Source organism: Pseudomonas sp. SJZ074 (assembly GCF_007828215.1).
In the GTDB taxonomy this organism is placed as follows: domain Bacteria; phylum Pseudomonadota; class Gammaproteobacteria; order Pseudomonadales; family Pseudomonadaceae; genus Aquipseudomonas.
The window spans coordinates 1-21894 of the sequence record NZ_VIUE01000013.1; the positions used below are offsets into that span (position 1 = coordinate 1).

Here is a 21894-nt window from a genome sequence, read left to right on the forward strand (position 1 = left end):
TCTACCGTAGCGCTGGCTTGCATCTATCGTCGGTCTTGCCGATGAATTCCTTATTGGCGCTTTAGGTAGAAGGGGCGGGACGAGAAGTCTCCCACGGTCCGTACTGGCTAGAGTCGGAATCGAGCTTTTAGTCCCGCCCACCCCTTCAAGTCTAAACATACAAGCGAGCCTGCTCGCGATAGCGGTGTGTCAAGCTTGCCGGGATGTTGAATGTGCTGATGTCATCGCGAGCAGGGCTCGCTCCCACAGGGGATCTGTGTCAGACACAAAGCCAGCAGACACCTGGAACCACTGTGGGAGCGGGCTTGCTCGCGATAGCGGTGTGTCAAGCTTGCCGGGATGTTGAATGTGCTGACGTCATCGCGAGCAGGGGATCTGCGTCAGACACACTGCCTGCAAGCACCAGGTGGGCGCTGATTCAGCCGGCTCCGCGCAAATGCTCCATCGCCCAGACCGCCGCCTCGACCCGCGAGCGCAAGCCGAGCTTGTGCAGCAGGTTCTTCACATGCACCTTGACCGTGCCTTCGGTGATGCCCAGCTTGTGCCCGATGACCTTGTTGCTGTGGCCGCTGGCGATGGTCTTGAGTACCTGGCGCTCGCGTTCGGTCAGTTCCACTTCGGGCTGGCGCGGTGGCGAGCGCAGGGCCTGGGCCATGACGCGGGTCAGGCCGGGACTGATCACCAAGGCCCCGCCGAGGGCGTCGCGGATGTATTGGATCAGCAGTTCGGGCTCCATGTCCTTGAGCAGGTAGCCGTTGGCGTCCAGGCGCAGGGCATCGCGGATGTCGTCCTCGGCGTCGGATACGGTGAACAGCAGTACCTTGCCGCTGTAGTGCATGGCCCGCAGCCGACGCAGGGTCTCGATGCCGTTCAGATGCGGCATGTTGTTGTCCAGCAGCACCAGGTCGGGCTTGAGCGGCTCGATCAGCGCCAGGGCTTCTTCGCCATGGCTGGCTTCGCCGACGATCTGCAGATCGTCTTCGAGTTCGAGCATCTGGCGAATCCCGCGACGCATCATCGGATGGTCGTCGACCAGGAGCAGGGAGTGGCGCAGGGGGACGTTCATGTGGCAAGGCCTTCGGTGTGTTGACCCAGGAATTCCGGTTGGAAGCGCACCTGGATGCGGGTGCCCTGGGGCGTTCGGGAGAGAATCTGCAATTGGCCACGCAGGCTGCGGGCCCGTTCATTCATGATGTTCAGGCCATGGTGCTCACGCTGGTCCACCTCACCGCTGAACCCACGGCCGTCGTCTTCGATCGACAACTGCACTGTCTCGCCTTCCTGGCGCAGCTGCAGCCAGGCGTTCTCGGCATGGGCGTGGCGCAGGCAGTTGGACAAGGCTTCGCGGGTGATCTGCAGGATGTGGATCTGCTCGCTGGCCGACAGCTCGAAGGCCAGGGTGTCGATGAACAGATGCACCTGGAAATCCCCGCGGGCGGAGAACTCCTCGGCCGTATCCTTGAGTTCCTCCACCAGGCCATCGTCGTGGATCTGCAAGCGGAAGGTGGTCAGCAATTCGCGCAGCTGGCGATAGGCATTGTTGAGTCCTTCGCGCAGCTCGCCCGTGACGGTTTCCAGGGTCTGCACCGGTTCGCCGCGACGCATCAGGGTTTGCATGCGGCTGACTTGCAACTTCATGTAGGACAAGGCCTGGGCCAGGGAGTCATGCAGCTCCCTGGCAATGATCGTGCGTTCGTCGAGCAGCAGCAGGCGATGGTCCTGTTCGCGCTGGCGCTTGAGGGACAGCGAGGTGCCGATCAGGTTGGCCAGGGCCTGGATCAGTGCGGTCTCCCAGGGTTGTGCCGCGTGGCCGTCGACAAAGTGCGCCTTGAGTTCGCCCAGTTCATTGCCCTGGTTGCTGATGCTGAACGTCAGTGGCTGCGCCGCACCGTGTTTCTGGCAGGTAGCGCAATCGCTGCTGGCGCAGATCTCGCGGTTGTTGGCGCCATGAATGGCCAACAGGTGCCGTGCGGGTGCCTGTAATTGTCCCTGCAGGCACAGTGACAGGCGCAGGCCCGGCAGCCGTTGCTGGAAGCGCTGGATCAATTCATCCAGGCCCTTGGCATTGGCCTGTCGCGTCGCCAGGCTGCGGCTGCTCTGGTACAGCAGCTCCAGGGCGGCATTGGCCTGTTGCAGGTTCAAGGTCTTTTGCCGGACCTGGTTTTCCAGGGTGCGGTGGGACTCCTCGATGGTCTCGGCCATGGTGTTGAAGCTCGTCGCCAACTGGCCCAATTCATCCTCGGACTGATGATTGACCCGCACCTGGAATTCGCCACGGCGAAAGCGCTGGGTCGCGACCACCAGCTCCTGCAAGGGGCTGACCACGCTGTACTGCAATTCGTACAGGCCGATCAGCAGGATGATCATGGTGCTGAACAACGCCATGCCCTGGATCGTCTGCTGCCAGCCCTGTTTGTGCTCGCTCTGGCGTTGCAGCAAGGTGACGAACTGGTCCAGTTGCTCGACGAACGAACTGGCACTGTCCTGGAAGAACACCGAGTCGCCGCGCTCGACCGCAGGGCGCAGGGTCTGGTTCCAGCGTTGCAGGAGATCGCGATAACTCTGGTGCAGGGCGGTGCTCGGACCGTCCTCCAGCACGGCGCGAAGGGCAGGGCTATTGAGGCGTTGCTGCAGGCTGTCGATGATCGGGGCGATGTCTGCGGTGGCACCGGCCGCCAGTTTCCAACTGAGGTGGTAGGTTTCCATGCGCACCGAACCTGCGGTGTTGATCGCCGCTGCGTCGCCCTGGCTGAACCAGGCGATCAACCCGGCGCTCAGGGAACTGGCCAGGGCGAGGATGGCGATGAGAATCACCGCGACCCCGGCACGGGCGGGCAGGGAACTGCGCAGCCAGCCCATCATCGTGGCTGGCTCTGGAAAAATAGGTTCAAGCCTGACATGGGGCGTCCTGGACCATGGGTGTTGCAGCCGTCCCGGGCGCACTACCTCTAAAGAGTTGTTGGCCGTTCCGTTTCGATAAAAGCTTCGGCCAACTCAGTCAAGAGATTGATAAACAAAGGGTTTTATCAATTTCAAGGTCTACCCCTTTGGAGGTAGACGGGCCCAGCATAGGCCAGGATGGCTCCAGGGCTCGTTGACCCAGGTCAAGTTTTCAACGGGTTCGCATCACTAGGCTGCGCTCATCGAATCGAGGGGAGTGCAGCGTGATGCGAGCGCAAGTGCAACAAGGGCTGGTACTGGGGATGAGTACCCTGGCCTTCACCGTGTGCTTCATGGTCTGGATGATGTTTGCCGTCCTGGGCGTTCCGATCAAGGAAATGCTCGCGCTTAACGAAACCCAATTCGGCCTGCTGGCCGCCACCCCGGTACTGACCGGTTCGCTGGTGCGCCTGCCCCTGGGGATCCTGACCGATCGCTTTGGCGGGCGGATCGTGTTCTTCCTGTTGATGCTGTCCTGCGTGTTGCCGCTGTACCTGATCACCCTGGCGACCGCGTTCTGGCAATTCCTGGTGCTGGGCCTGTTCGTCGGCCTGGCCGGCGGTTCGTTTTCGGTCGGCGTCGCCTACGTCGCCAGGTGGTTCGACAAACAGAACCAGGGCTTCGCCATGGGTGTGTTCGGCGCCGGCAACGCCGGTTCCGCGCTCACCAAGTTCCTCGCCCCGGGCCTGATCGCCCTGGGCACCTGGCACCTGGTGCCGAAGGTGTTCAGCGCCATCCTGTTCATCACCGCGCTGTTGTTCTGGTTCCTCACCGCCGAGAAGAAAGAGCACCGCAGCGTTGGTGGCGCGAGCCTGCGCGAACAACTCAAGGCGTTGAAAGAACCGGCGGTGTGGCGCTACTGCCAGTACTACTCGATCGTGTTCGGTGGCTATGTCGCCCTGGCCCTGTGGATGACCAAGTACTACGTGCAGGAATACGGTTTCAGCCTGCAAAGCGCCGCGCTGCTGGCCGCCTGCTTTTCCCTGCCCGGCGGCGTGCTGCGGGCCGTCGGTGGCTGGATGTCGGATCGCTGGGGCGCCCAGAGCGTGACCTGGTGGGTGCTGTGGATCAGCTGGATCTGCCTGTTCCTGCTGTCCTACCCCCAGACCCAGCTGCAAGTGCACACCGTCAATGGCATCGTCGATTTCCACATCGGCCTCAACGCCACGCTGTTCACCGTGCTGCTGTTCGTGATGGGCATTGCTTTCGCGTTCGGCAAGGCCTCGGTCTTCAAGTACATCGCCAACGACTACCCCGGAAACATGGGCGCGGTGTCCGGCATCGTCGGTCTGGCCGGCGGCCTGGGCGGCTTCGTGCTGCCGATCCTGTTCGGTGCCCTGGTGGACCTCACCGGCGTGCGCTCGTCCTGCTTCATGTTGCTGTACGGCGTGGTCTGGGTCTCCCTGATCTGGATGTACCTCAGCGAAATCCGCAAGCGCCCGCTGCTGGGCAAGCAACCACTTGCCAGCCAACCCCCGTTTTCCAGCATTGCCCAAGGAGAAGAACATGTCCGTTCTGCAAACGCCTGACAAAGGCCCGGTCATTCATGACTGGCGCCCGGAAGACCCGGCCTTCTGGGGCCGCAGTGGCAAACAGACTGCGCGTCGCAACCTGTGGATCTCGATCCCGGCGCTGCTGCTGGCCTTCGCGGTGTGGATGGTCTGGAGCACGGTGATCGTGCGCCTGAATGCCATCGGTTTCAGCTTCAGCACCGACCAGTTGTTCTGGCTGGCGGCACTGCCGGGGCTGTCCGGCGCAACCTTGCGCATCTTCTATTCATTCATGGTGCCGATTTTCGGCGGACGCCGCTGGACCGCCCTGAGCACCGCGTCGCTGCTGATACCTGCGCTGTGGATGGGCTTCGCCGTGCAGAGTCCGGCCACGCCCTACAGCGTGTTCGTGCTGATCGCGCTGCTCTGCGGCTTTGGCGGCGGCAATTTCGCTTCGAGCATGTCCAACATCAGCTTCTTCTATCCCAAGTCCCAGCAGGGCACCGCCCTGGGCCTGAACGCCGGCCTGGGCAACCTGGGCGTGTCGGTGATGCAGTTCAGCGTGCCGCTGGTGATTTCCTTCGGGGTGTTCGGCTTCATGGGCGGTCAACCGCAGGTACTGGCCGACGGCAGCTCGTTGTGGTTGCAGAACGCCGGGTTCATCTGGGTGCCGTTCATCCTCGCCGTCACCTTGATTGCCTGGTTCGGCATGAACGACCTGTCCAGTGCCCGTGCTTCGTTCAGCGAACAGGCGATGATTTTCAAGCGCAAGCACAACTGGCTGATGTGCTGGCTGTACCTGGCCACGTTCGGCTCGTTCATCGGGTTCTCCGCCGCGTTCCCATTGCTGATCAAGACCTCGTTCCCGGACGTCATCGCCCTCAAGTTCGCTTTCCTCGGCCCTCTGGTGGGTGCCCTGGTACGGCCATTGGGTGGCTGGCTGGCGGACAAGCTCGGTGGCGCGAAAGTCACCCTGTGGAACTTCGTGCTGATGATCGCGATGGTGTTCGGCGTCATGCACTTCCTGCCGCAAGGCGGTCAGGGCGGCAGCTTCTACGGCTTCCTGGGCATGTTCATGCTGCTGTTCATCACCACCGGCGTGGGCAACGGTTCGACCTTCCGCATGATCCCGGTGATCTTCCGCACCCTTCACGAAAAAGCCGCCCTGGGCAAAAAGCCCGAGCTGCGTGAGCAAGCGCTCAAGAACGCTGGCAAGGAATCGGCTGCGGTGCTGGGTTTCAGCTCGGCCATGGGGGCGTTCGGCGCGTTCTTCATTCCCAAATCCTTCGGCACTTCGATGGCCCTGACCGGCGGCCCGGAGATGGCCTTCTACATGTTCGTCGGCTTCTACCTGAGCTGCATCGTGGTGACCTGGTGGTGGTACGCGCGCAAGGGTGCCGCGACCCCTTGCTGATTCGAAATTACCTGTTGCGTGGGCGGGGCGAAGACCCCGCGGAGCAAGCCTGAGAGGAAAGACACTGTGAGTCATTTACTGGATCAACTGCGGTTCTTCAACCGCAAACAAGGCGAGTTTTCCGAGGGGCATGGCGAGACCCGCAAGGAGTCCCGGGACTGGGAGAACGTCTATCGTTCCCGCTGGCAGTACGACAAGATCGTGCGCTCCACCCATGGGGTGAACTGTACCGGTTCGTGCTCGTGGAAAATCTACGTCAAGAACGGCCTGATCACCTGGGAAACCCAGCAGACCGACTACCCGCGTACCCGCAACGACCTGCCCAACCACGAGCCACGCGGCTGCCCTCGCGGCGCCAGCTACAGCTGGTACATCTACAGCGCCAACCGGCTCAAGTACCCGAAGGTGCGCCAGCCATTGCTCAAGCTGTGGCGTGAAGCCCGGCAGACCCTGCCGCCGGTGGAGGCCTGGGCCAGCATTGTCGAGAACAAGGCCAAGGCCGACTCGTACAAGAGCAAGCGCGGCATGGGCGGCTTCATCCGTTCCAACTGGGAAGAAGTCAACGAGATCATTGCCGCCGCCAACGTTTATACCGTCAAGCGACACGGCCCTGATCGGGTGGTGGGCTTCTCGCCGATTCCCGCCATGTCGATGGTCAGCTACGCCGCCGGCGCTCGCTACCTGTCGCTGATCGGTGGCGTGTGCCTGAGCTTCTACGACTGGTACTGCGACTTGCCGCCAGCCTCGCCAATGGTCTGGGGCGAGCAGACCGACGTGCCGGAATCGGCCGACTGGTACAACTCCAACTACATCATCGCCTGGGGCTCCAACGTCCCGCAGACCCGTACCCCCGACGCGCACTTCTTTACCGAGGTGCGCTACAAGGGCACCAAGACCGTGGCAATCACCCCGGACTATTCGGAAGTCGCCAAGCTCACCGACCTGTGGCTCAACCCCAAGCAGGGCACCGACGCGGCACTGGCCCAGGCCTTCAACCATGTGATCTTCAAGGAATTTCACCTGGACAAGCCCAGCGCCTATTTCACCGACTATGCCAAGCGCTACACCGACCTGCCGGTGCTGGTGATGCTCAAACCGATGCTTGGCACGGCGCCGGGCGCGGGTTACCAGCCGGACCGCTTCCTGCGGGCCAGCGACCTCACCGCTAACCTCGGTCAGGACAACAACCCCGAGTGGAAAACCATCGCCCTCGATGCGACCGGCGAATTGGTCTCGCCCCAGGGCTCCATCGGTTATCGCTGGGGTGAGAAGGGCAAGTGGAACATTCTGCCTCGCGAAGGCGGCGAGGGGCGTGAGATCGACCTCAAGCTGAGCCTGATCGGCGGCGACGTGGCCGAAGTGGCCTTTCCGTACTTCGCCGGCAAAACCCAGGAACACTTCCAGCACGTGGCCGGTGACGCGGTGCAGTTCCGCCGGGTGCCGGTGCACAGCGTGGTGCTGGCCGACGGCAGCGTGGCGAAAGTCGCCACCGTGTTCGACCTGTCGGCGGCCAACCTGGCCATCGACCGTGGCCTGGGTGGAGCCAACGTCGCCAAGGATTACGACGACGCCTCGGTGCCCGGCACACCGGCCTGGCAGGAGCAGATCACCGGCGTCAGCCGCGAGAAGGCGATCCAGATCGCCCGTGAATTCGCCGACAACGCCGACAAGACCCGTGGCCGCTCGATGATCATCGTCGGCGCGGCGATGAACCACTGGTACCACATGGACATGAACTACCGCGGGCTGATCAACATGCTCATGCTCTGCGGTTGCATCGGCCAGACCGGCGGTGGCTGGGCCCATTACGTCGGCCAGGAAAAACTCCGCCCGCAGTGCGGCTGGCTGCCCCTGGCCTTCGGCCTGGACTGGAACCGTCCTGCGCGGCAGATGAACGGCACCAGTTTCTTCTACGGCCACAGCTCCCAATGGCGCCACGAGAAGATGAGCATGCACGACGTGCTCTCGCCCCTGGCGGACAAGTCGCAGTTCCCCGAGCACGCCCTGGACTACAACATCCGCGCCGAACGTGCCGGCTGGTTGCCCAGCGCGCCGCAGCTCAACACCAACCCGCTGCACATCTGTCGCGATGCCGCTGCCGCGGGCATGGAACCCAAGGACTACGTGGTCAAGTCCTGGCAGGACGGGTCGCTGCGCTTTGCCTGTGAACAGCCCGACAATCCGGTGAACTTCCCGCGCAATATGTTCATCTGGCGCTCCAACTTGTTGGGTTCTTCGGGCAAGGGCCACGAGTACATGCTCAAGTACCTGCTCGGCACCAGGAACGGTGTGATGAACGAAGACATCGGCCAGGTCGGTGACTGCAAGCCGACCGAGGCCGAATGGGTCGACGAGGGCGCCATCGGCAAACTCGACCTGGTGACCACCCTGGACTTCCGCATGTCTTCGACCTGCGTGTACTCCGACATCGTCTTGCCGACCGCCACCTGGTACGAAAAAGACGACATGAACACCTCGGACATGCACCCGTTCATCCATCCGTTGTCGGCGGCCATCGACCCGGCCTGGGAGTCGCGTTCGGACTGGGAAATCTACAAGGGCATCGCCAAGGCGTTCTCGGCCATGGCGGTCGGACACCTGGGTGTCGAGAAGGACCTGGTCACCGTACCGTTGATGCACGACAGCGTCGGCGAGCTGGCCCAGCCGTTTGGCGGCACTGACTGGAAAACCGCCGGCGAGGCGCCGCAGCCGGGCAAGAACGCACCGAACCTGCAAGTGGTGGAGCGCGACTACCCGAACATCTACAAGCAGTTCACCTCCCTGGGGCCGTTGCTGGAAAAACTCGGCAACGGCGGCAAGGGCATCAACTGGAACACCGAGGCCGAAGTGAAATTCCTCGGCGAGCTGAACCACCACGAAGTGGATGCGGGCATCAGCCAGGGCCGGCCAAAAATCGACAGCGCCATCGACGCCGCCGAAGTGATCCTGTCCCTGGCCCCGGAAACCAACGGCCACGTAGCGGTCAAGGCCTGGGCGGCGCTGTCGGAGTTCACCGGCATCGACCACAGCCACCTGGCCGTCTCCAAGGAACACGAGGCGATCCGCTTCCGCGACATCCAGGCCCAGCCGCGCAAGATCATTTCCAGCCCGACCTGGTCCGGCCTGGAAGACGATCACGTGAGCTACAACGCCGGCTATACCAACGTTCATGAGTCGATCCCATGGCGCACCATCACCGGCCGCCAGCAGTTCTACCAGGATCACCCGTGGATGCAGGCGTTCGGCGAGCAACTGATGAGCTATCGGCCGCCGGTCAACACCCGCACCATCGAGGTGGTCAAGGGCAAGCGCACCAATGGCCATACCGAGATCGTCCTCAACTGGATCACCCCGCACCAGAAATGGGGCATCCACAGTACCTACACCGACAACCTGCTGATGCTCACCTTGAGCCGTGGCGGGCCGATCATCTGGCTCTCCGAGATCGACGCCCGGCGCGCCGGTATCGAGGACAACGACTGGGTCGAATGCTTCAACGCCAACGGCGCGTTGACTGCCCGCGCGGTGGTCAGCCAGCGGGTCAAGGAGGGCATGGTGATGATGTACCACGCCCAGGAACGGATCGTGAACGTGCCAGGTTCGGAAACCACCAAGACCCGTGGCGGCCACCACAACTCGGTGACCCGCGTGGTGCTCAAGCCCACCCACATGATCGGTGGCTACGCCCAGCAGGCCTACGGCTTCAACTATTACGGCACGGTCGGCTGCAACCGCGACGAATTCGTCGTGGTGCGCAAGATGGCCAAGGTCGACTGGCTCGACGGTTCCAGCGGCGATGAGCTGCCGCGTTCCCTGCCGACTGAGCTGGATTGAGGAGATTGAAATGAAGATTCGTTCACAGATCGGCATGGTCCTGAACCTGGACAAATGCATCGGTTGCCACACCTGTTCGATCACCTGCAAGAACGTCTGGACCAGCCGTGAAGGCATGGAATACGCCTGGTTCAACAACGTCGAGACCAAGCCCGGCATCGGCTATCCCAAGGAATGGGAAAACCAGGACAAGTGGAAGGGCGGCTGGATCCGCAATGCCGACGGCTCGATCAACCCGCGCATCGGCGGCAAGTTCCGCGTGCTGGCGAACATCTTCGCTAACCCGGACCTGCCAGGCCTGGACGACTACTACGAACCGTTCGACTTCGACTACCAGCACCTGCATACCGCGCCCCTGGGGGAACACCAGCCCACCGCGCGGCCGCGCTCGCTGGTCTCCGGCAAGCGCATGGAGAAGATCGAGTGGGGGCCGAACTGGGAGGAAATCCTCGGCACCGAATTCGCCAAGCGGCGCAAGGACAAGAACTTCGACAAGATCCAGGCAGACATCTACGGCGAGTACGAAAACACTTTCATGATGTACCTGCCGCGCCTGTGCGAGCACTGCCTGAACCCGGCGTGCGCGGCGTCGTGCCCGAGCGGCGCGATCTACAAGCGTGAAGAGGACGGCATCGTCCTGATCGACCAGGAAAAATGCCGCGGCTGGCGCATGTGCATCAGCGGCTGCCCGTACAAGAAGATCTACTTCAACTGGAAGAGCGGCAAGTCGGAAAAATGCATCTTCTGCTACCCGCGCATCGAAGCCGGGATGCCAACGGTCTGTGCGGAAACCTGCGTCGGCCGGATCCGCTACCTCGGCGTGCTGCTGTATGACGCCGACCGTATCAGCGAAGTGGCGAGCACCGCCAACGAACAGGACCTGTACGAGAAGCAACTGGAGATCTTCCTCGACCCGAACGACCCGGCGGTGATTCGTCAGGCCCTGGCCGATGGCGTGCCGCAGTCGGTGATCGACTCGGCACAGCGCTCGCCGGTCTACAAGATGGCCGTGGACTGGAAACTCGCGCTGCCGCTGCACCCGGAATACCGCACCTTGCCGATGGTCTGGTACGTGCCGCCACTGTCGCCGATCCAGAACGCTGCCGCCGCCGGCACCGTGGGCATGAACGGGGTGATCCCGGACGTCGACAGCCTGCGCATCCCGTTGCGCTACCTGGCCAACCTGCTGACCGCCGGCGATGAGAAGCCCGTCAAGCTGGCCCTCAAGCGCCTGCTGGCAATGCGTGCCTACAAGCGTTCCGAACAGGTGGATGGCGTGAAAGACCTGCAAGTGCTGGCCGATGTCGGCCTGAGCGTGAACCAGGTCGACGAGATGTACCGCTACCTGGCCATCGCCAACTACGAAGACCGTTTCGTCGTGCCGAGTGCTCACCGCGAAGACGCCATGAGCGACGCGTTCGCCGAGCGCTCCGGGTGCGGCTTCAGCTTTGGCAGCGGTTGCAGCGGCAGTTCCGACACCAACATGTTCGGCGGCAAGAAGGCCAACCGTCGCGACGTGATCAAGACCGTACAGTTGTGGGAGGACTGAGCATGCGCATTCTCAAGGTAATTTCGTTGTTGCTCGACTACCCGACCGAGACCCTGGTGGCCGGTCGTGACGAGCTGGAGCAAGCGATTCTCCAGGCGCGGGAAATCAGTCCCAATCAGCGCGCCGGGCTGTTCGAGTTGCTGGAGGTGATCTGCGCCAAGGACCTGATGGACGGCCAGGAGCACTACGGCGCGTTGTTTGGCCGCGGCCGTTCACTGTCGCTGTTGCTGTTCGAACATGTCCATGGCGAGTCCCGCGACCGCGGCCAGGCCATGGTGGACATGATGGCCCAGTACGAGGCGGCCGGTTTCGCCATCGGCGTCAAGGAGCTGCCCGACTACATTCCGTTGTACCTGGAATTTCTCTCCACCCGCGAAGACCTCGAGGCCCGCGAGGGCCTCGCGGATGTCGCGCACCTGCTGGCTTTGCTCGCCGCGCGCCTGGATGAGCGGGAAAGCGCCTACGCCAGTTGCTTCCGGGCCTTGCTGCAGATCGCCGGGGCCGAACCCCAGGGCGCGGTCGCCGAGCTGCGCGAGCAAGTGAAGGCCGAGCCACGGGACGACTCCCTGGAAGCCCTGGACCGGGTCTGGGAGGAGGAGGCGGTGGATTTCATGAAGGCCGAACAGCAGGACCGTTGCAGTTCGCTGCCGAGCGCGCCGGGCAGGGCTCGGGAAGAAAGTGCGGTGCCGTTGCACTGGGTGGATTTTCAGCATGAAGGGCGGGCCGCTGCGCCGGCCGGGGAGGTGGGCAATGTCTAAGTGGGATCTGTTGTTGTTCGGGGTCTACCCCTATGTCGCCCTGGCGATTTGTCTGCTCGGCAGCTGGGCGCGTTTCGACCTGTCCCAGTACACCTGGAAGGCCGGTTCCAGCCAGATGCTGAACCAGCGCGGCATGCGTGTGGCGAGCAACCTGTTCCACGTCGGCGTGCTGTTCGTGTTGGTGGGGCACTTTGTTGGCCTGCTGACGCCGTCGGCGGTCTACCACCATGTGCTGAGCACCGAGAACAAGCAGCTATTGGCGATGGTTTCCGGCGGCTTTTTCGGCGTACTGGGCCTGATCGGCTTGCTGATGCTGCTGAACCGGCGCCTGAGCGATCCGCGGGTGCGCGCTACGTCCAATACCTCGGACATCCTGGTGTTGGTGTTGCTGTTGGTACAACTGGTGCTGGGGTTGATGACCATCGTTGCCTCCACCGCCCACATGGACGGTTCGGTGATGGTGATGCTGGCCGACTGGGCGCAGAACACGGTGCTGTTGCGTCCGGTGGAAGCCGCTACGTCGATGGCGCCGGTGGGCCTGGTCTACAAGCTTCACGTGCTGCTGGGCCTGACCCTGTTCGTGCTGTTCCCGTTCACCCGCCTGGTGCACATCGTCAGCGCGCCGGTCTGGTACCTGGGACGGCGTTATCAAATCGTTCGGCAGAAATTCTGAGGAGGCGATCATGGCCAGTGGATGCGGATGTGGTGGCGGTAACGGCGGCAGTGGCGGCTGTGGTTCGTCGGCAAAGGCGGCGCCCGTGGCGGATGTAGCGCCCGTCGGGGCGGTGCAGTTCGAGCCGGTGGTGGTTGATGAGGCGCCGCCGCAGTTGATTGCCAGCAGTGAACAGGAATGGCCGATCCTCAGCGTCAACGGGGTGTCGATCACCCCGCAGGCGATGGCCCAGGAGCTGCAATATCACCCGGCGCAGAGTCGCGAGGATGCGGTTTACCAGGCCGCGCGGGCCCTGGTGATTCGGGAATTGCTCCAGCAGCGCATCGCTGAGCTGGGCTTGTCCCTGCAGGTCGGTGCCGGTGAAAACGAAGAGGAGGCGGCGACGCGGTTGCTGCTCGAGCGCGAAGTACAGGTGCCGCAATGCGACGAGGCAACCTGCCTGCGCTACTACGAAAGCAACCGCGCGCGCTTTCACAGCGCACCGTTGCTGGCGGTGCGGCACATCCTGCTCGAATGCGCACCGGACGACGCCGAGGGGCGCAGCCTCGCGTATGTCCAGGCCGAGTTGCTGCTGGAACGACTGGACCAGGCTCCGGGCACTTTCGCCGAGCTGGCCCAAACGTATTCGGCCTGTCCGTCCAAGGAGCAGGGCGGGTCGCTGGGGCAGATCAGCAAGGGCCAGACCGTGCCCGAGCTGGAGCGCCAGTTGTTTGCCTTGCCGGCGGGACTGTGGGGCAAACCCCTGGAGAGTCGCTACGGCTGGCACGTGATTAGCATTGACCAACGCATCGACGGCCAGCCGTTGCCTTACGAGGCGGTGGCGACGGCGATCCGCACCCAGCTGCAGCAGGGCGTCTGGCAGAAAGCGTTGGTGCAGTACCTGCAAACCCTGATTGGTGCGGCGGACATTCGCGGTATTCATCTTCAGGGCGCCGACTCGCCGCTGGTGCAGTGAGCATCGACTCGAACAGGGGGCATTCATGAACGCTTCGCTGCAGGATGGATTTGGGCGCCAGATCGATTATCTACGGATGTCGGTGACCGATCGTTGTGATTTTCGTTGTGTGTATTGCATGGCGAAGCACATGACCTTCCTGCCGCGTCAGCAGGTATTGACCCTGGAAGAGCTCCAGCGGTTGGCGCGGCTGTTCGTCGGGCTGGGGGTGAAGAAGATCCGCCTGACCGGCGGCGAGCCACTGATCCGCCCGGGCATCGTCGGGTTGTGCCGCGACATCGCGGCATTGCCCGGGCTGCGGGAGCTGGTGATGACCAGCAACGGCTCGCAGCTCGGGCGTCTGGCCAAGCCGCTGGTCGATGCCGGCGTCAAGCGCATGAACATCAGCCTCGACAGCCTTGACGGCGAGCGTTTTCGGGCCATCACCCGCAACGGCAACCTCGACCAGGTGCTGGCCGGCATCGAAGCGGCAAAGACGGCCGGATTCGAGCGGATCAAGCTCAACTGCGTGGTGATGAAAGGACGCAATTTCGATGAGGTGCCGGCGTTGGTGCAGTACGCCATCGAGCAGCGCATCGACATCAGCTTCATCGAGGAAATGCCGTTGGGGGAGGTGGGGCGTTCCCGGGGGGAGTCGTTCTGCTCCAGCGATGAAGTCCGGGCTGTGATTGCCCGTCATCACAGGTTGCTCGACAGCGCCGAGAGCAGCGGCGGGCCGGCGCGCTATGTGCGCCTGGAGCGTCACTCCGGCACGCGGATCGGCTTCATTTCACCGAACACCCACAACTTCTGCGCCAGTTGCAACCGGGTGCGCATGACCGTTGAGGGGCGCTTGCTGCTGTGCCTTGGACAAGAGAACGCCCTCGACCTGCGTGGCCTGCTGCGGCGCTATCCGCTGGAGGACCAGCCAGTGATCCAGGCGGTGCAACAAGCCCTGCGTGGCAAACCGCTGCGCCATGACTTCAATCCTGGAGGGGAGGTGCAGATTGTGCGGTTCATGAACATGAGTGGGGGTTAGGCATTTACCTGGCAGACACCAAAGACACCCTGTGGGAGCGGGCTTGCTCGCGAAGGCGGTGGGTCAGTCGCTGAAGATGTTGACTGATCTGACGCCTTCGCGAGCAAGCCCGCTCCCACACGGAATGACGGTGTTGATGAGTTAGCTTTCAGACCATCCCCAATTCTTGACATCAATCAATTCCAATTAAACCTATCGGGCCTAACATCACTGCATATTGTGTCTTAATAGCTAAATGTATCTATATGTAGTGTCTGGAGCCCAAATGCAAAGCACGTTGATTTCGGTAGGGTGCAACCGCCTGCACAAGCGCGACGGCAGTGTGGTCGCTTTTGATGCGGACAAGATCCGCCAGGCGCTGATCGCCGCCGGCAAGGCCACCGGCGAGTACGCCGAGGCTGAAGCCGAAGCGCTGCTCAACGCCGTGCTGGCCCGGTTGGAAGGGCAGTCGCGATTGAACGTCGAGCAGATCCAGGATCGGGTCGAGCGGGTGTTGATGGACGCCGGTTTCTTCCTTTCCATGCGCGCCTACATTGTTTACCGCGAGCAACACGGACGCCTGCGCCGTGATCGTCGCACCCTGGTGGAAGTCGCCACGTCGATGAACGAATACCTCGACCGCGAAGACTGGCGCGTGCAGGCCAACGCCAACCAGGGCTATTCCCTGGGCGGGCTGATCCTCAACGTGTCGGGCAAGGTCACCGCCAACTACTGGCTCGATGAGGTCTACAGCCAGGCCATCGGCGAGGCGCACCGCGAGGCCGACCTGCATGTCCATGATCTGGACATGCTCGCCGGCTACTGTGCCGGCTGGTCCCTGCGCACGCTGTTGCACGAAGGTCTCAACGGTGTGCCGGGGCGGGTCGAGGCCGGGCCGCCCAAGCATCTGAGCAGCGCCCTGGGGCAGATGGTGAATTTCCTTGGCACCCTGCAGAACGAATGGGCCGGGGCCCAGGCCTTCAGCTCGTTCGACACCTACCTGGCGCCCTACGTGCGCAAGGACCGGCTCAGCTACGACGAGGTCCGCCAGTCGTTGCAGGAGTTCATCTACAACCTCAACGTACCCTCGCGCTGGGGTACGCAAACGCCGTTTACCAACCTGACGTTCGACTGGGTCTGCCCGCAGGACCTGCGCGAACAGATCCCGGTGATCGGCGGCGAAGAGATGCCATTTGCCTACGGTGAGCTGCAAGCGGAAATGGAGCTGATCAACCGTGCCTACATCGAGGTGATGCAGGCCGGCGATGCGAAAGGGCGGGTGTTCACCTTCCCGATCCCGACCTACAACATCACCCATGACTTCCCCTGGGACAGCGACAACGCCGACCGCCTGTTCGAAATGACGGCCCGCTACGGCTTGCCGTACTTCCAGAATTTCCTCAACTCGGACATGCAACCCAACCAAGTGCGCTCGATGTGCTGCCGCCTGCAACTGGACGTGCGCGAGCTGCTCAAGCGCGGCGGCGGTTTGTTCGGTTCGGCGGAACAGACCGGCTCGCTGGGGGTGGTGACGATCAACTGCGCCCGGCTGGGCTACCTGTACAAGGGCAACACCAGCGCGCTGTTGCAACGCCTCGATGCCCTGATGGAACTGGCGAAGGAGAGCCTGGAGGTCAAGCGCAAGGTGATCCAGCACCACATGGACGCCGGCCTGTATCCCTACACCAAGCGCTACCTGGGCACCTTGCGCAATCACTTCTCCACCATCGGCGTGAATGGCCTGCACGAAATGCTGCGCAACTTCACCGATGACCAACAGGGGCTTCACACCGAGCAGGGACGCGAGTTCGCGCTGCGGTTGCTGGATCATGTGCGGGCGACGCTGCTGCGCTTCCAGGAGGAAACCGGCCATCTCTACAACCTGGAAGCCACGCCTGCCGAAGGCACCACCTACCGCTTCGCCAAGGAAGACCTCAAGCGCTACCCCGATATCCTGCAGGCCGGCAGCCCGGTCGCACCGTACTACACCAACTCTTCGCAATTGCCGGTGGGCTTTACCCAGGACCCGTTCGAGGCCCTGGAGCTGCAGGACGAACTGCAATGCAAATACACCGGCGGCACCGTGTTGCACCTGTACATGGCCGAGCAGATCTCTTCCACCCAGGCCTGCAAGCAACTGGTGCGCAAGGCCCTGGGGCGGTTCCGGCTGCCGTACCTGACGGTCACGCCGACGTTTTCCATCTGTCCGGTACACGGCTACCTGGCCGGTGAACACGAGTTCTGTCCCAAATGCGACGAGGCGTTGTTGCTGCAACAGCAACAGGCACGCTGCGTCCACTGATCCGATCATCCACCGCAAGGAGTTTCACCATGAATGAATCGCGCAACCTTCCGCAGGCCCAGCGCCAACGCTGTGAAGTCTGGACCCGGGTAATGGGGTATCACCGCCCGGTGGCGGCGTTCAACCCGGGTAAGCAGTCCGAGCACCGCGAACGGGTGCATTTCACCGAACGCGCGGCCGGGCGTCCATGAGTCGAGTGCTGCGGGTCGGGGGCATGGTGCCCCTGACCACCCTCGATTATCCGGGCCAATTGGCCTGCGTGCTGTTTTGCCAGGGTTGCGCCTGGCGTTGCCGTTATTGCCATAACCCGCAACTGATCCCGCCCCGTGGCAGCGAGGAAGTGGAGTGGTGCCGGGTGCTGGCGTTCCTGCAACGCCGTCAGGACCTGCTCGACGCAGTGGTGTTCAGCGGCGGCGAACCGACCTTGCAGGACGGCCTGGGCTCGGCCATGGAGGAGGTGCGACAGATGGGCTTTCGCATCGGCCTGCACAGCGCCGGCATCAAGCCGGCGGCATTCGCCAAGGTGGTCGGGCAAGTCGACTGGGTGGGCTTCGACGTCAAGGCCCTGGCCGAAGATGCCTTGGACGTGACCCGGGTCGAAGGCAGCGGCATGGCCAACTGGCGCAGCCTCGACCATCTGCTGGCCAGCGGCGTGGATTACGAGTGTCGCACCACGGTGCATTGGCATCTGTTCGACCCCGAGCGGCTGCTGACCCTGGCCCGGCGCTTGAGCGAACACGGTGTCAGCCGGTTCGCCGTGCAACTGGTGCGCACGGCCCGGATGCTCGACCCGCACCTCTCCAGCGTTTCGGCATACGCCTTGCAACCCGAACTGTGGGCCGCTCTGCGGGAGCTGTTTCCCTCGTTCGTGTTGCGCAGCTAAGCCTTGTCGGGACGAACGACACCGCGGCTCGGGATGACCCGGGCCACTCTTTTCCAAGGTTCTCAAATGCGCTGCCGGATTGGCAGGTAGTTGAACAGGGAGCATTTGATATGACCAGACTCACCACCGCCCAACGCATCGTGATCGGCTTTGCCATCGCGCCGCTGGCCTTGATCGCCCTGGCGTTGTACGCCTTGCACGACCTGGCTGTGTTGCGCGACCAGGCCGAGCAGATCGTCCGGCAGGATTGGCCGAAGATTGACCCGATCATGGTGATCGCCACAGGCGTACGCGATAACGCCAGGAACACCCGGGACTTGCTGATCGACAAGAACAATGCGCAGGTGCAGCAATCCATCGATGCCACGCGGCAACGCATCACCCAGGCTTTTGCGACGTTGGAGCCGCTGTTGTTTCAGCCCGAAGGCAAGGCGGCTTTTGCCGAACTGAAGAAGCGTCGAGAGGCCTATGTGGCGGCATTCGTCCAGGTGCAGGCGCTGATCCGCCAGGGCGCCACGAATGAGGCGATGACGCAACTCAGGCAGGGTGTGATCCCGGCGGAGCTTGAGGTGTACAAGAGCCTGGAAGGTTTGATGGCGATGCAGGGCAGGCTCTTTGCCGAGCGTGAGCAACTGGCCCAGGCGCGCTACAGCGATGCGCGGCGCAACATGTTGATGTTGGTCCTGGCGTGCCTGGCCGTGGTGAGTACCGTGGCGATACTGGTGACCCGCAGCGTGACCCGTCCGTTGGGCGGCGAGCCCGATGATGCCGCGCGGGTGCTGAGCCACATCGCCCAGGGCGATCTGACGATCCGCGTACCGGTGGGCGTCGGCGCCAACGACAGTGTGATGAGCAACATGCACGACATGCAGCAGAATCTGAACACCATGGTTCGGCACATTGCGGCCTCGGTGGATCGGGTAGCCAGTTCATCCGAAGAGCTGAGTGCGGTCAGCAGCCAGACCAACAGCACGTTGCAGTTGCAAGGCATGGAGATCGAGCAGGCTGCGGCGGCGGTGAACCAGATGACAGCGGCGGTGGACGAGGTGGCGCGCAACGCCGTGAGTACCAGCGAAGCCTCGCGGGTTTCCGAGCAGACCGCCCAGCGTGGACGTGAGCAGGTCCAGCAGACGGTCGCCTGCATCTCGGCGCTGGCGGACGGCGTGACGGACACCTCGGCGCGCATCCAGCAACTGGCGGGGCGGGTCGAGGGTATCAGCACTGTACTGGACGTGATCCGCGGCATTGCCGAGCAAACCAACCTCCTGGCCCTGAACGCCGCCATCGAAGCCGCCCGGGCCGGCGATGCCGGACGCGGCTTTGCGGTGGTGGCTGACGAAGTCCGTGCACTGGCCCATCGCACCCAGGATTCGACCCGGGAAATCGAGGACATGATCGGCAACATCCGCCAGGACAGCGGACATGCTGTGACGGCCATGCAAAGCAGCAGCGAGCGGGTACTGGACACCTTGCAAGTCGCCCAGCGTTCCGGCGACGCCCTGGATGAAATCGCCCGCTCGATATCGCAGATCAACGAGCGCAACCTGATGATCGCCAGCGCCACGGAACAACAGGCCCTGGTGGCCCGGGAAGTTGACCGCAACCTGGTGGGCATTCGCAACCTGTCGGAACAGGTGCTTCTGGGGGCAAGGCACACCGATACCGCCGGCCAGGACCTGGCACAGATGGCCGGCTCGCTGCATGAGACGGTGGCGCGGTTCAAGGTGTAGCGGGGCGGGCATTACGAACTTTCTGTGGGAGCGGGCTTGCTCGCGAAAGCGGTCTTTCAGTTACCTATGCATCACTGACACACTGCATTCGCGAGCAAGCCCGCTCCCACAGGATCCAGTTCTACCCAGGTGTTAGGAACACCTCGCAAGATCACCACCCCCAGAACTGCAACCACCAGCCGTATCCCACCAGGCCGCAGGCCAATGCCAGGCATGTCACGGTGGGTAATCGTCGAACCGGGGGCATCTGCTCCAGGCGTTTCCAACCCAGCCACAGGCTCCAGGCCATCGCCGCCAGCAAAAGCACGGCCCGCGCCGGCTGCACCCATTCGAGCGACAATCCTTCATAGCGCAGCAGTTTTACCGTGGTGGCCGACAAGCCGAGAAACAGCCCTGCACCACCAAGAGGCGTCAGGGTGATGGCTAAGGGCCAATAGTGTGCGGCATCTCCCGACATTTTCGCCGCCAGGCGTATCAGCAGCGTCAACGAACCACCCAGCAGCAAGGCGCTCATGCCCAGGTAGGCGAGGATGCAAAAACCATCGAGCCAGCTGAAACTGTCATTGAGCTGCGGATAGTGCGTCAACAGCCACCAGGGCTCGTTATCCTGGAGGGGCCAAAACAGGTCATGGGTTATCAGCCATTGGGCCAGATTCTGCTTCAAGGCGATGAACCACGGGCTGATAGTCCACTGGAAAGCTCCCATGGCCAGGCCGATGACGCCGAACAACAGCAAGCGCACGTCCCACGGCGAGACGCTGTCCGGTGTCGAATCAAGGATTTCCTGGTTGCTGGAACGGGCGATCAGGCGCACGGCGTCGCGTTGGCCGCTGCAACGACCGCAGGCATGGCAGTCGGCGGCGCTGCGCATGCGACGAATGTCCAGCAGCGGCGCGCAGTTGGGCGCTGGTCGACGGGGCGCCGGGTTTTCCAGCCAGCGTTGTTCGTCCACCTGAAAATGCACCGGTGCCAGGCGGGCGAGCAGGGCGAAGACGCCGCTGACCGGGCACAGGTAGCGACACCATACCCGTTTACCCCGGGCGAACAGCAGGCCGACGAGCACCGCCGCGACGGTCGAGCCGCCGAGGATCAACAGCGCAGCCTGAGCATAGTCATAAACGCTGATGAGTTGGCCATAGATCGTGGTCAAACAGAAGGCCAGGGTCGGCCAACCGGCCCAGCGCAGGCCTCGCGGTATGCCCAGGCCTTTGCCATATCGGCTGGCCCATTCGCTCAAGGCGCCCTCGGGGCACAGCACGCCACACCAGAGCCGACCGAACAGCACGATCGACAGCAACACGAAGGGCCACCAGAGGCCCCAGAACAGAAATTGAGCCAGCAACGTGAGGTTGTCGAGCAGGCGCGCCTGGCTGTCCGGCAAGGGCGGGAACGCAGGGACCACCAGCAACACCCCATAAAACAGCACCACTGCCCATTGCACGGCGCGGATGGTCGCGCCGTGGCGGCGCATGCCGTCGCCCAGGCGCTGGAGCCAGGCGTTCAGGTCGGGCATGGCAGGGTTTCCATCTTGCGTGGCCGCAGCGACCCGACGACGGCCAGCCAATAGCCGACCCACACCAGCAATGTCAGCGCGCTGGGACTCGCCCGATACCCGGCGAAATCGGCGAGGAAACCACCTAACCCATGGCCGTCATCCAGAATCGCGCTGCTGTCCCACAGGGCATCGCCGATGCCGCGATACACTGCCTCGGGCCAGTCCATCGCAAGCAACTGCCCGGCGACCCGCTCGATGCCGCTGACCAGCAACGCCGCTCCCAACAGCAACACAATCGTCTCGCTGATGGCAAAGAAACGCGGCCATGCGATGAACCGTCGACCGCTGTGCAGCAAGGAAACGGTCAGCAGCGCCAGCACCAGCCCAGCCAGTGCGCCAACGGCGAACAGGCCCAGTTGCGTCCCGTGCAGGCGAGCCCCGGCGCCATACAGGAAGACCACGGTTTCACTGCCTTCGCGGCTCACGGCCAACAGCGCCAGGACCAGCAGGCCCAGGCCACCCTGGCGGTCCAGGCGCTGATCGGCGTGACGGGTCAGCGCCTGCTTGAGCGTCCCGGCGTTGCGATGCATCCAGCCCACCATCTGCACGATCAGCACACTGGCAACCAGCGCCAACGAGGCCTGGAACCACTCGTTGGCCGCGCCGCTCATGGCTTCGCCGGCCAGCAGGATCAGCCCCGCCAGCCCCGCCGAAAGCAACAGGCCCAGGGCCGCGCCGCTCCAGACGTAGCGCAGTAGCGGCCGGGTCTGTCGCTGCCGGCTGACCCAGGCCTGGAGAATCCCGAGCACCAACAAGGCCTCGACGCTTTCGCGCCAGACAATAAACATCGATTGAGTCATGCAAACGCCTCCTG

The 21894-nt window shown here is 63.1% G+C and carries 16 protein-coding genes; 12 read left to right on the forward strand and 4 right to left on the reverse strand.

Going from position 1 to position 21894, the window contains the following annotated elements; all coding sequences use genetic code 11:
* Window positions 1-418: 418 nt before the first annotated feature.
* Together narL and FBX99_RS15075 are read right to left on the reverse strand one after the other, a co-directional pair.
* Window positions 419-1066 carry a two-component system response regulator NarL gene (gene narL / locus FBX99_RS15070; protein ID WP_144929458.1) on the reverse strand — a complete coding sequence of 216 codons (648 nt, stop codon included), beginning with the start codon at window positions 1064-1066 and terminating at the stop codon, window positions 419-421.
* Window positions 1063-2862: a HAMP domain-containing protein gene (locus tag FBX99_RS15075; protein ID WP_144929457.1), complete on the reverse strand. Its 1800-nt coding sequence runs from the start codon at window positions 2860-2862 to the stop codon at window positions 1063-1065. The genes narL and FBX99_RS15075 overlap by 4 nt, the downstream gene beginning before the upstream one ends.
* Window positions 2863-3167: 305 nt before the next feature.
* Between FBX99_RS15075 and FBX99_RS15080 the strand changes: the two genes are divergently transcribed.
* From FBX99_RS15080 to FBX99_RS15135, 12 genes are all read left to right on the forward strand, one after another.
* Window positions 3168-4469, forward strand: a complete 1302-nt coding sequence (locus FBX99_RS15080) for a nitrate/nitrite transporter (protein WP_371921427.1) — start codon at window positions 3168-3170, stop codon at window positions 4467-4469.
* Window positions 4447-5844, forward strand: coding sequence for a NarK family nitrate/nitrite MFS transporter (locus tag FBX99_RS15085; RefSeq protein WP_145131893.1), 1398 nt, complete (start codon window positions 4447-4449; stop codon window positions 5842-5844). Before FBX99_RS15080 ends, FBX99_RS15085 begins: the two co-directional genes overlap by 23 nt.
* 66 nt (window positions 5845-5910) lie before the next feature.
* Window positions 5911-9678, forward strand: coding sequence for a nitrate reductase subunit alpha (locus FBX99_RS15090; RefSeq protein WP_145131895.1), 3768 nt, complete (start codon window positions 5911-5913; stop codon window positions 9676-9678).
* Between the two features lie 10 nt (window positions 9679-9688).
* Complete coding sequence (gene narH / locus FBX99_RS15095; RefSeq protein WP_145131897.1) at window positions 9689-11227, forward strand: nitrate reductase subunit beta; 1539 nt, start codon at window positions 9689-9691, stop codon at window positions 11225-11227.
* A 2-nt stretch (window positions 11228-11229) separates the two neighbouring features.
* Window positions 11230-11985 carry a nitrate reductase molybdenum cofactor assembly chaperone gene (narJ, locus tag FBX99_RS15100; protein ID WP_145131900.1) on the forward strand — a complete coding sequence of 252 codons (756 nt, stop codon included), beginning with the start codon at window positions 11230-11232 and terminating at the stop codon, window positions 11983-11985.
* Window positions 11978-12658 (forward strand): respiratory nitrate reductase subunit gamma, encoded by a 681-nt coding sequence (gene narI / locus FBX99_RS15105; RefSeq protein WP_145131902.1) that lies wholly within the window; start codon window positions 11978-11980, stop codon window positions 12656-12658. The genes narJ and narI overlap by 8 nt, the downstream gene beginning before the upstream one ends.
* A 10-nt stretch (window positions 12659-12668) precedes the next feature.
* Window positions 12669-13613 carry a peptidylprolyl isomerase gene (locus FBX99_RS15110; RefSeq protein ID WP_144929450.1) on the forward strand — a complete coding sequence of 315 codons (945 nt, stop codon included), beginning with the start codon at window positions 12669-12671 and terminating at the stop codon, window positions 13611-13613.
* 25 nt (window positions 13614-13638) lie between these two features.
* Entirely contained in the window at window positions 13639-14631 is a 993-nt protein-coding gene (gene moaA / locus FBX99_RS15115) for a GTP 3',8-cyclase MoaA (protein ID WP_145131904.1), read from the forward strand.
* A 265-nt stretch (window positions 14632-14896) separates the two neighbouring features.
* Entirely contained in the window at window positions 14897-16912 is a 2016-nt protein-coding gene (locus tag FBX99_RS15120) for a ribonucleoside triphosphate reductase (RefSeq protein WP_144929448.1), read from the forward strand.
* A gap of 29 nt (window positions 16913-16941) precedes the next feature.
* The gene (gene nrdD, locus FBX99_RS15125; RefSeq protein WP_144929447.1) at window positions 16942-17103 is read left to right on the forward strand and encodes an anaerobic ribonucleoside-triphosphate reductase; all 162 of its coding nucleotides are present in this window, start codon (window positions 16942-16944) and stop codon (window positions 17101-17103) included.
* On the forward strand, window positions 17100-17795 hold the full coding sequence (locus FBX99_RS15130) for an anaerobic ribonucleoside-triphosphate reductase activating protein (protein WP_256662517.1): 696 nt from the start codon (window positions 17100-17102) through the stop codon (window positions 17793-17795). Before nrdD ends, FBX99_RS15130 begins: the two co-directional genes overlap by 4 nt.
* 110 nt (window positions 17796-17905) lie before the next feature.
* Window positions 17906-19525: a methyl-accepting chemotaxis protein gene (locus tag FBX99_RS15135; protein ID WP_144929446.1), complete on the forward strand. Its 1620-nt coding sequence runs from the start codon at window positions 17906-17908 to the stop codon at window positions 19523-19525.
* Between the two features lie 151 nt (window positions 19526-19676).
* Here FBX99_RS15135 and FBX99_RS15140 read toward each other — a convergent pair whose 3' ends face one another.
* Window positions 19677-21038, reverse strand: a complete 1362-nt coding sequence (locus tag FBX99_RS15140) for a 4Fe-4S binding protein (protein ID WP_145131906.1) — start codon at window positions 21036-21038, stop codon at window positions 19677-19679.
* Window positions 21026-21880: an FTR1 family protein gene (locus FBX99_RS15145; protein ID WP_145131908.1), complete on the reverse strand. Its 855-nt coding sequence runs from the start codon at window positions 21878-21880 to the stop codon at window positions 21026-21028. Before FBX99_RS15145 ends, FBX99_RS15140 begins: the two co-directional genes overlap by 13 nt.
* Between the last annotated feature and the right edge of the window lie 14 nt (window positions 21881-21894).

Coding starts and splice junctions, on each gene's coding strand:
- FBX99_RS15080 (WP_371921427.1), top strand. CDS start 3,168: ATGCGAGCGCAAGTGCAACAAGGGCTGGTACTGGGGATGAGTACCCTG.
- FBX99_RS15110 (WP_144929450.1), top strand. CDS start 12,669: ATGGCCAGTGGATGCGGATGTGGTGGCGGTAACGGCGGCAGTGGCGGC.
- FBX99_RS15120 (WP_144929448.1), top strand. CDS start 14,897: ATGCAAAGCACGTTGATTTCGGTAGGGTGCAACCGCCTGCACAAGCGC.
- FBX99_RS15075 (WP_144929457.1), bottom strand. CDS start 2,862: ATGATGGGCTGGCTGCGCAGTTCCCTGCCCGCCCGTGCCGGGGTCGCG.
- FBX99_RS15130 (WP_256662517.1), top strand. CDS start 17,100: ATGAGTCGAGTGCTGCGGGTCGGGGGCATGGTGCCCCTGACCACCCTC.
- FBX99_RS15135 (WP_144929446.1), top strand. CDS start 17,906: ATGACCAGACTCACCACCGCCCAACGCATCGTGATCGGCTTTGCCATC.
- narJ (WP_145131900.1), top strand. CDS start 11,230: ATGCGCATTCTCAAGGTAATTTCGTTGTTGCTCGACTACCCGACCGAG.
- moaA (WP_145131904.1), top strand. CDS start 13,639: ATGAACGCTTCGCTGCAGGATGGATTTGGGCGCCAGATCGATTATCTA.
- nrdD (WP_144929447.1), top strand. CDS start 16,942: ATGAATGAATCGCGCAACCTTCCGCAGGCCCAGCGCCAACGCTGTGAA.
- FBX99_RS15145 (WP_145131908.1), bottom strand. CDS start 21,880: ATGACTCAATCGATGTTTATTGTCTGGCGCGAAAGCGTCGAGGCCTTG.
- FBX99_RS15140 (WP_145131906.1), bottom strand. CDS start 21,038: ATGCCCGACCTGAACGCCTGGCTCCAGCGCCTGGGCGACGGCATGCGC.
- narI (WP_145131902.1), top strand. CDS start 11,978: ATGTCTAAGTGGGATCTGTTGTTGTTCGGGGTCTACCCCTATGTCGCC.
- narH (WP_145131897.1), top strand. CDS start 9,689: ATGAAGATTCGTTCACAGATCGGCATGGTCCTGAACCTGGACAAATGC.
- FBX99_RS15085 (WP_145131893.1), top strand. CDS start 4,447: ATGTCCGTTCTGCAAACGCCTGACAAAGGCCCGGTCATTCATGACTGG.
- narL (WP_144929458.1), bottom strand. CDS start 1,066: ATGAACGTCCCCCTGCGCCACTCCCTGCTCCTGGTCGACGACCATCCG.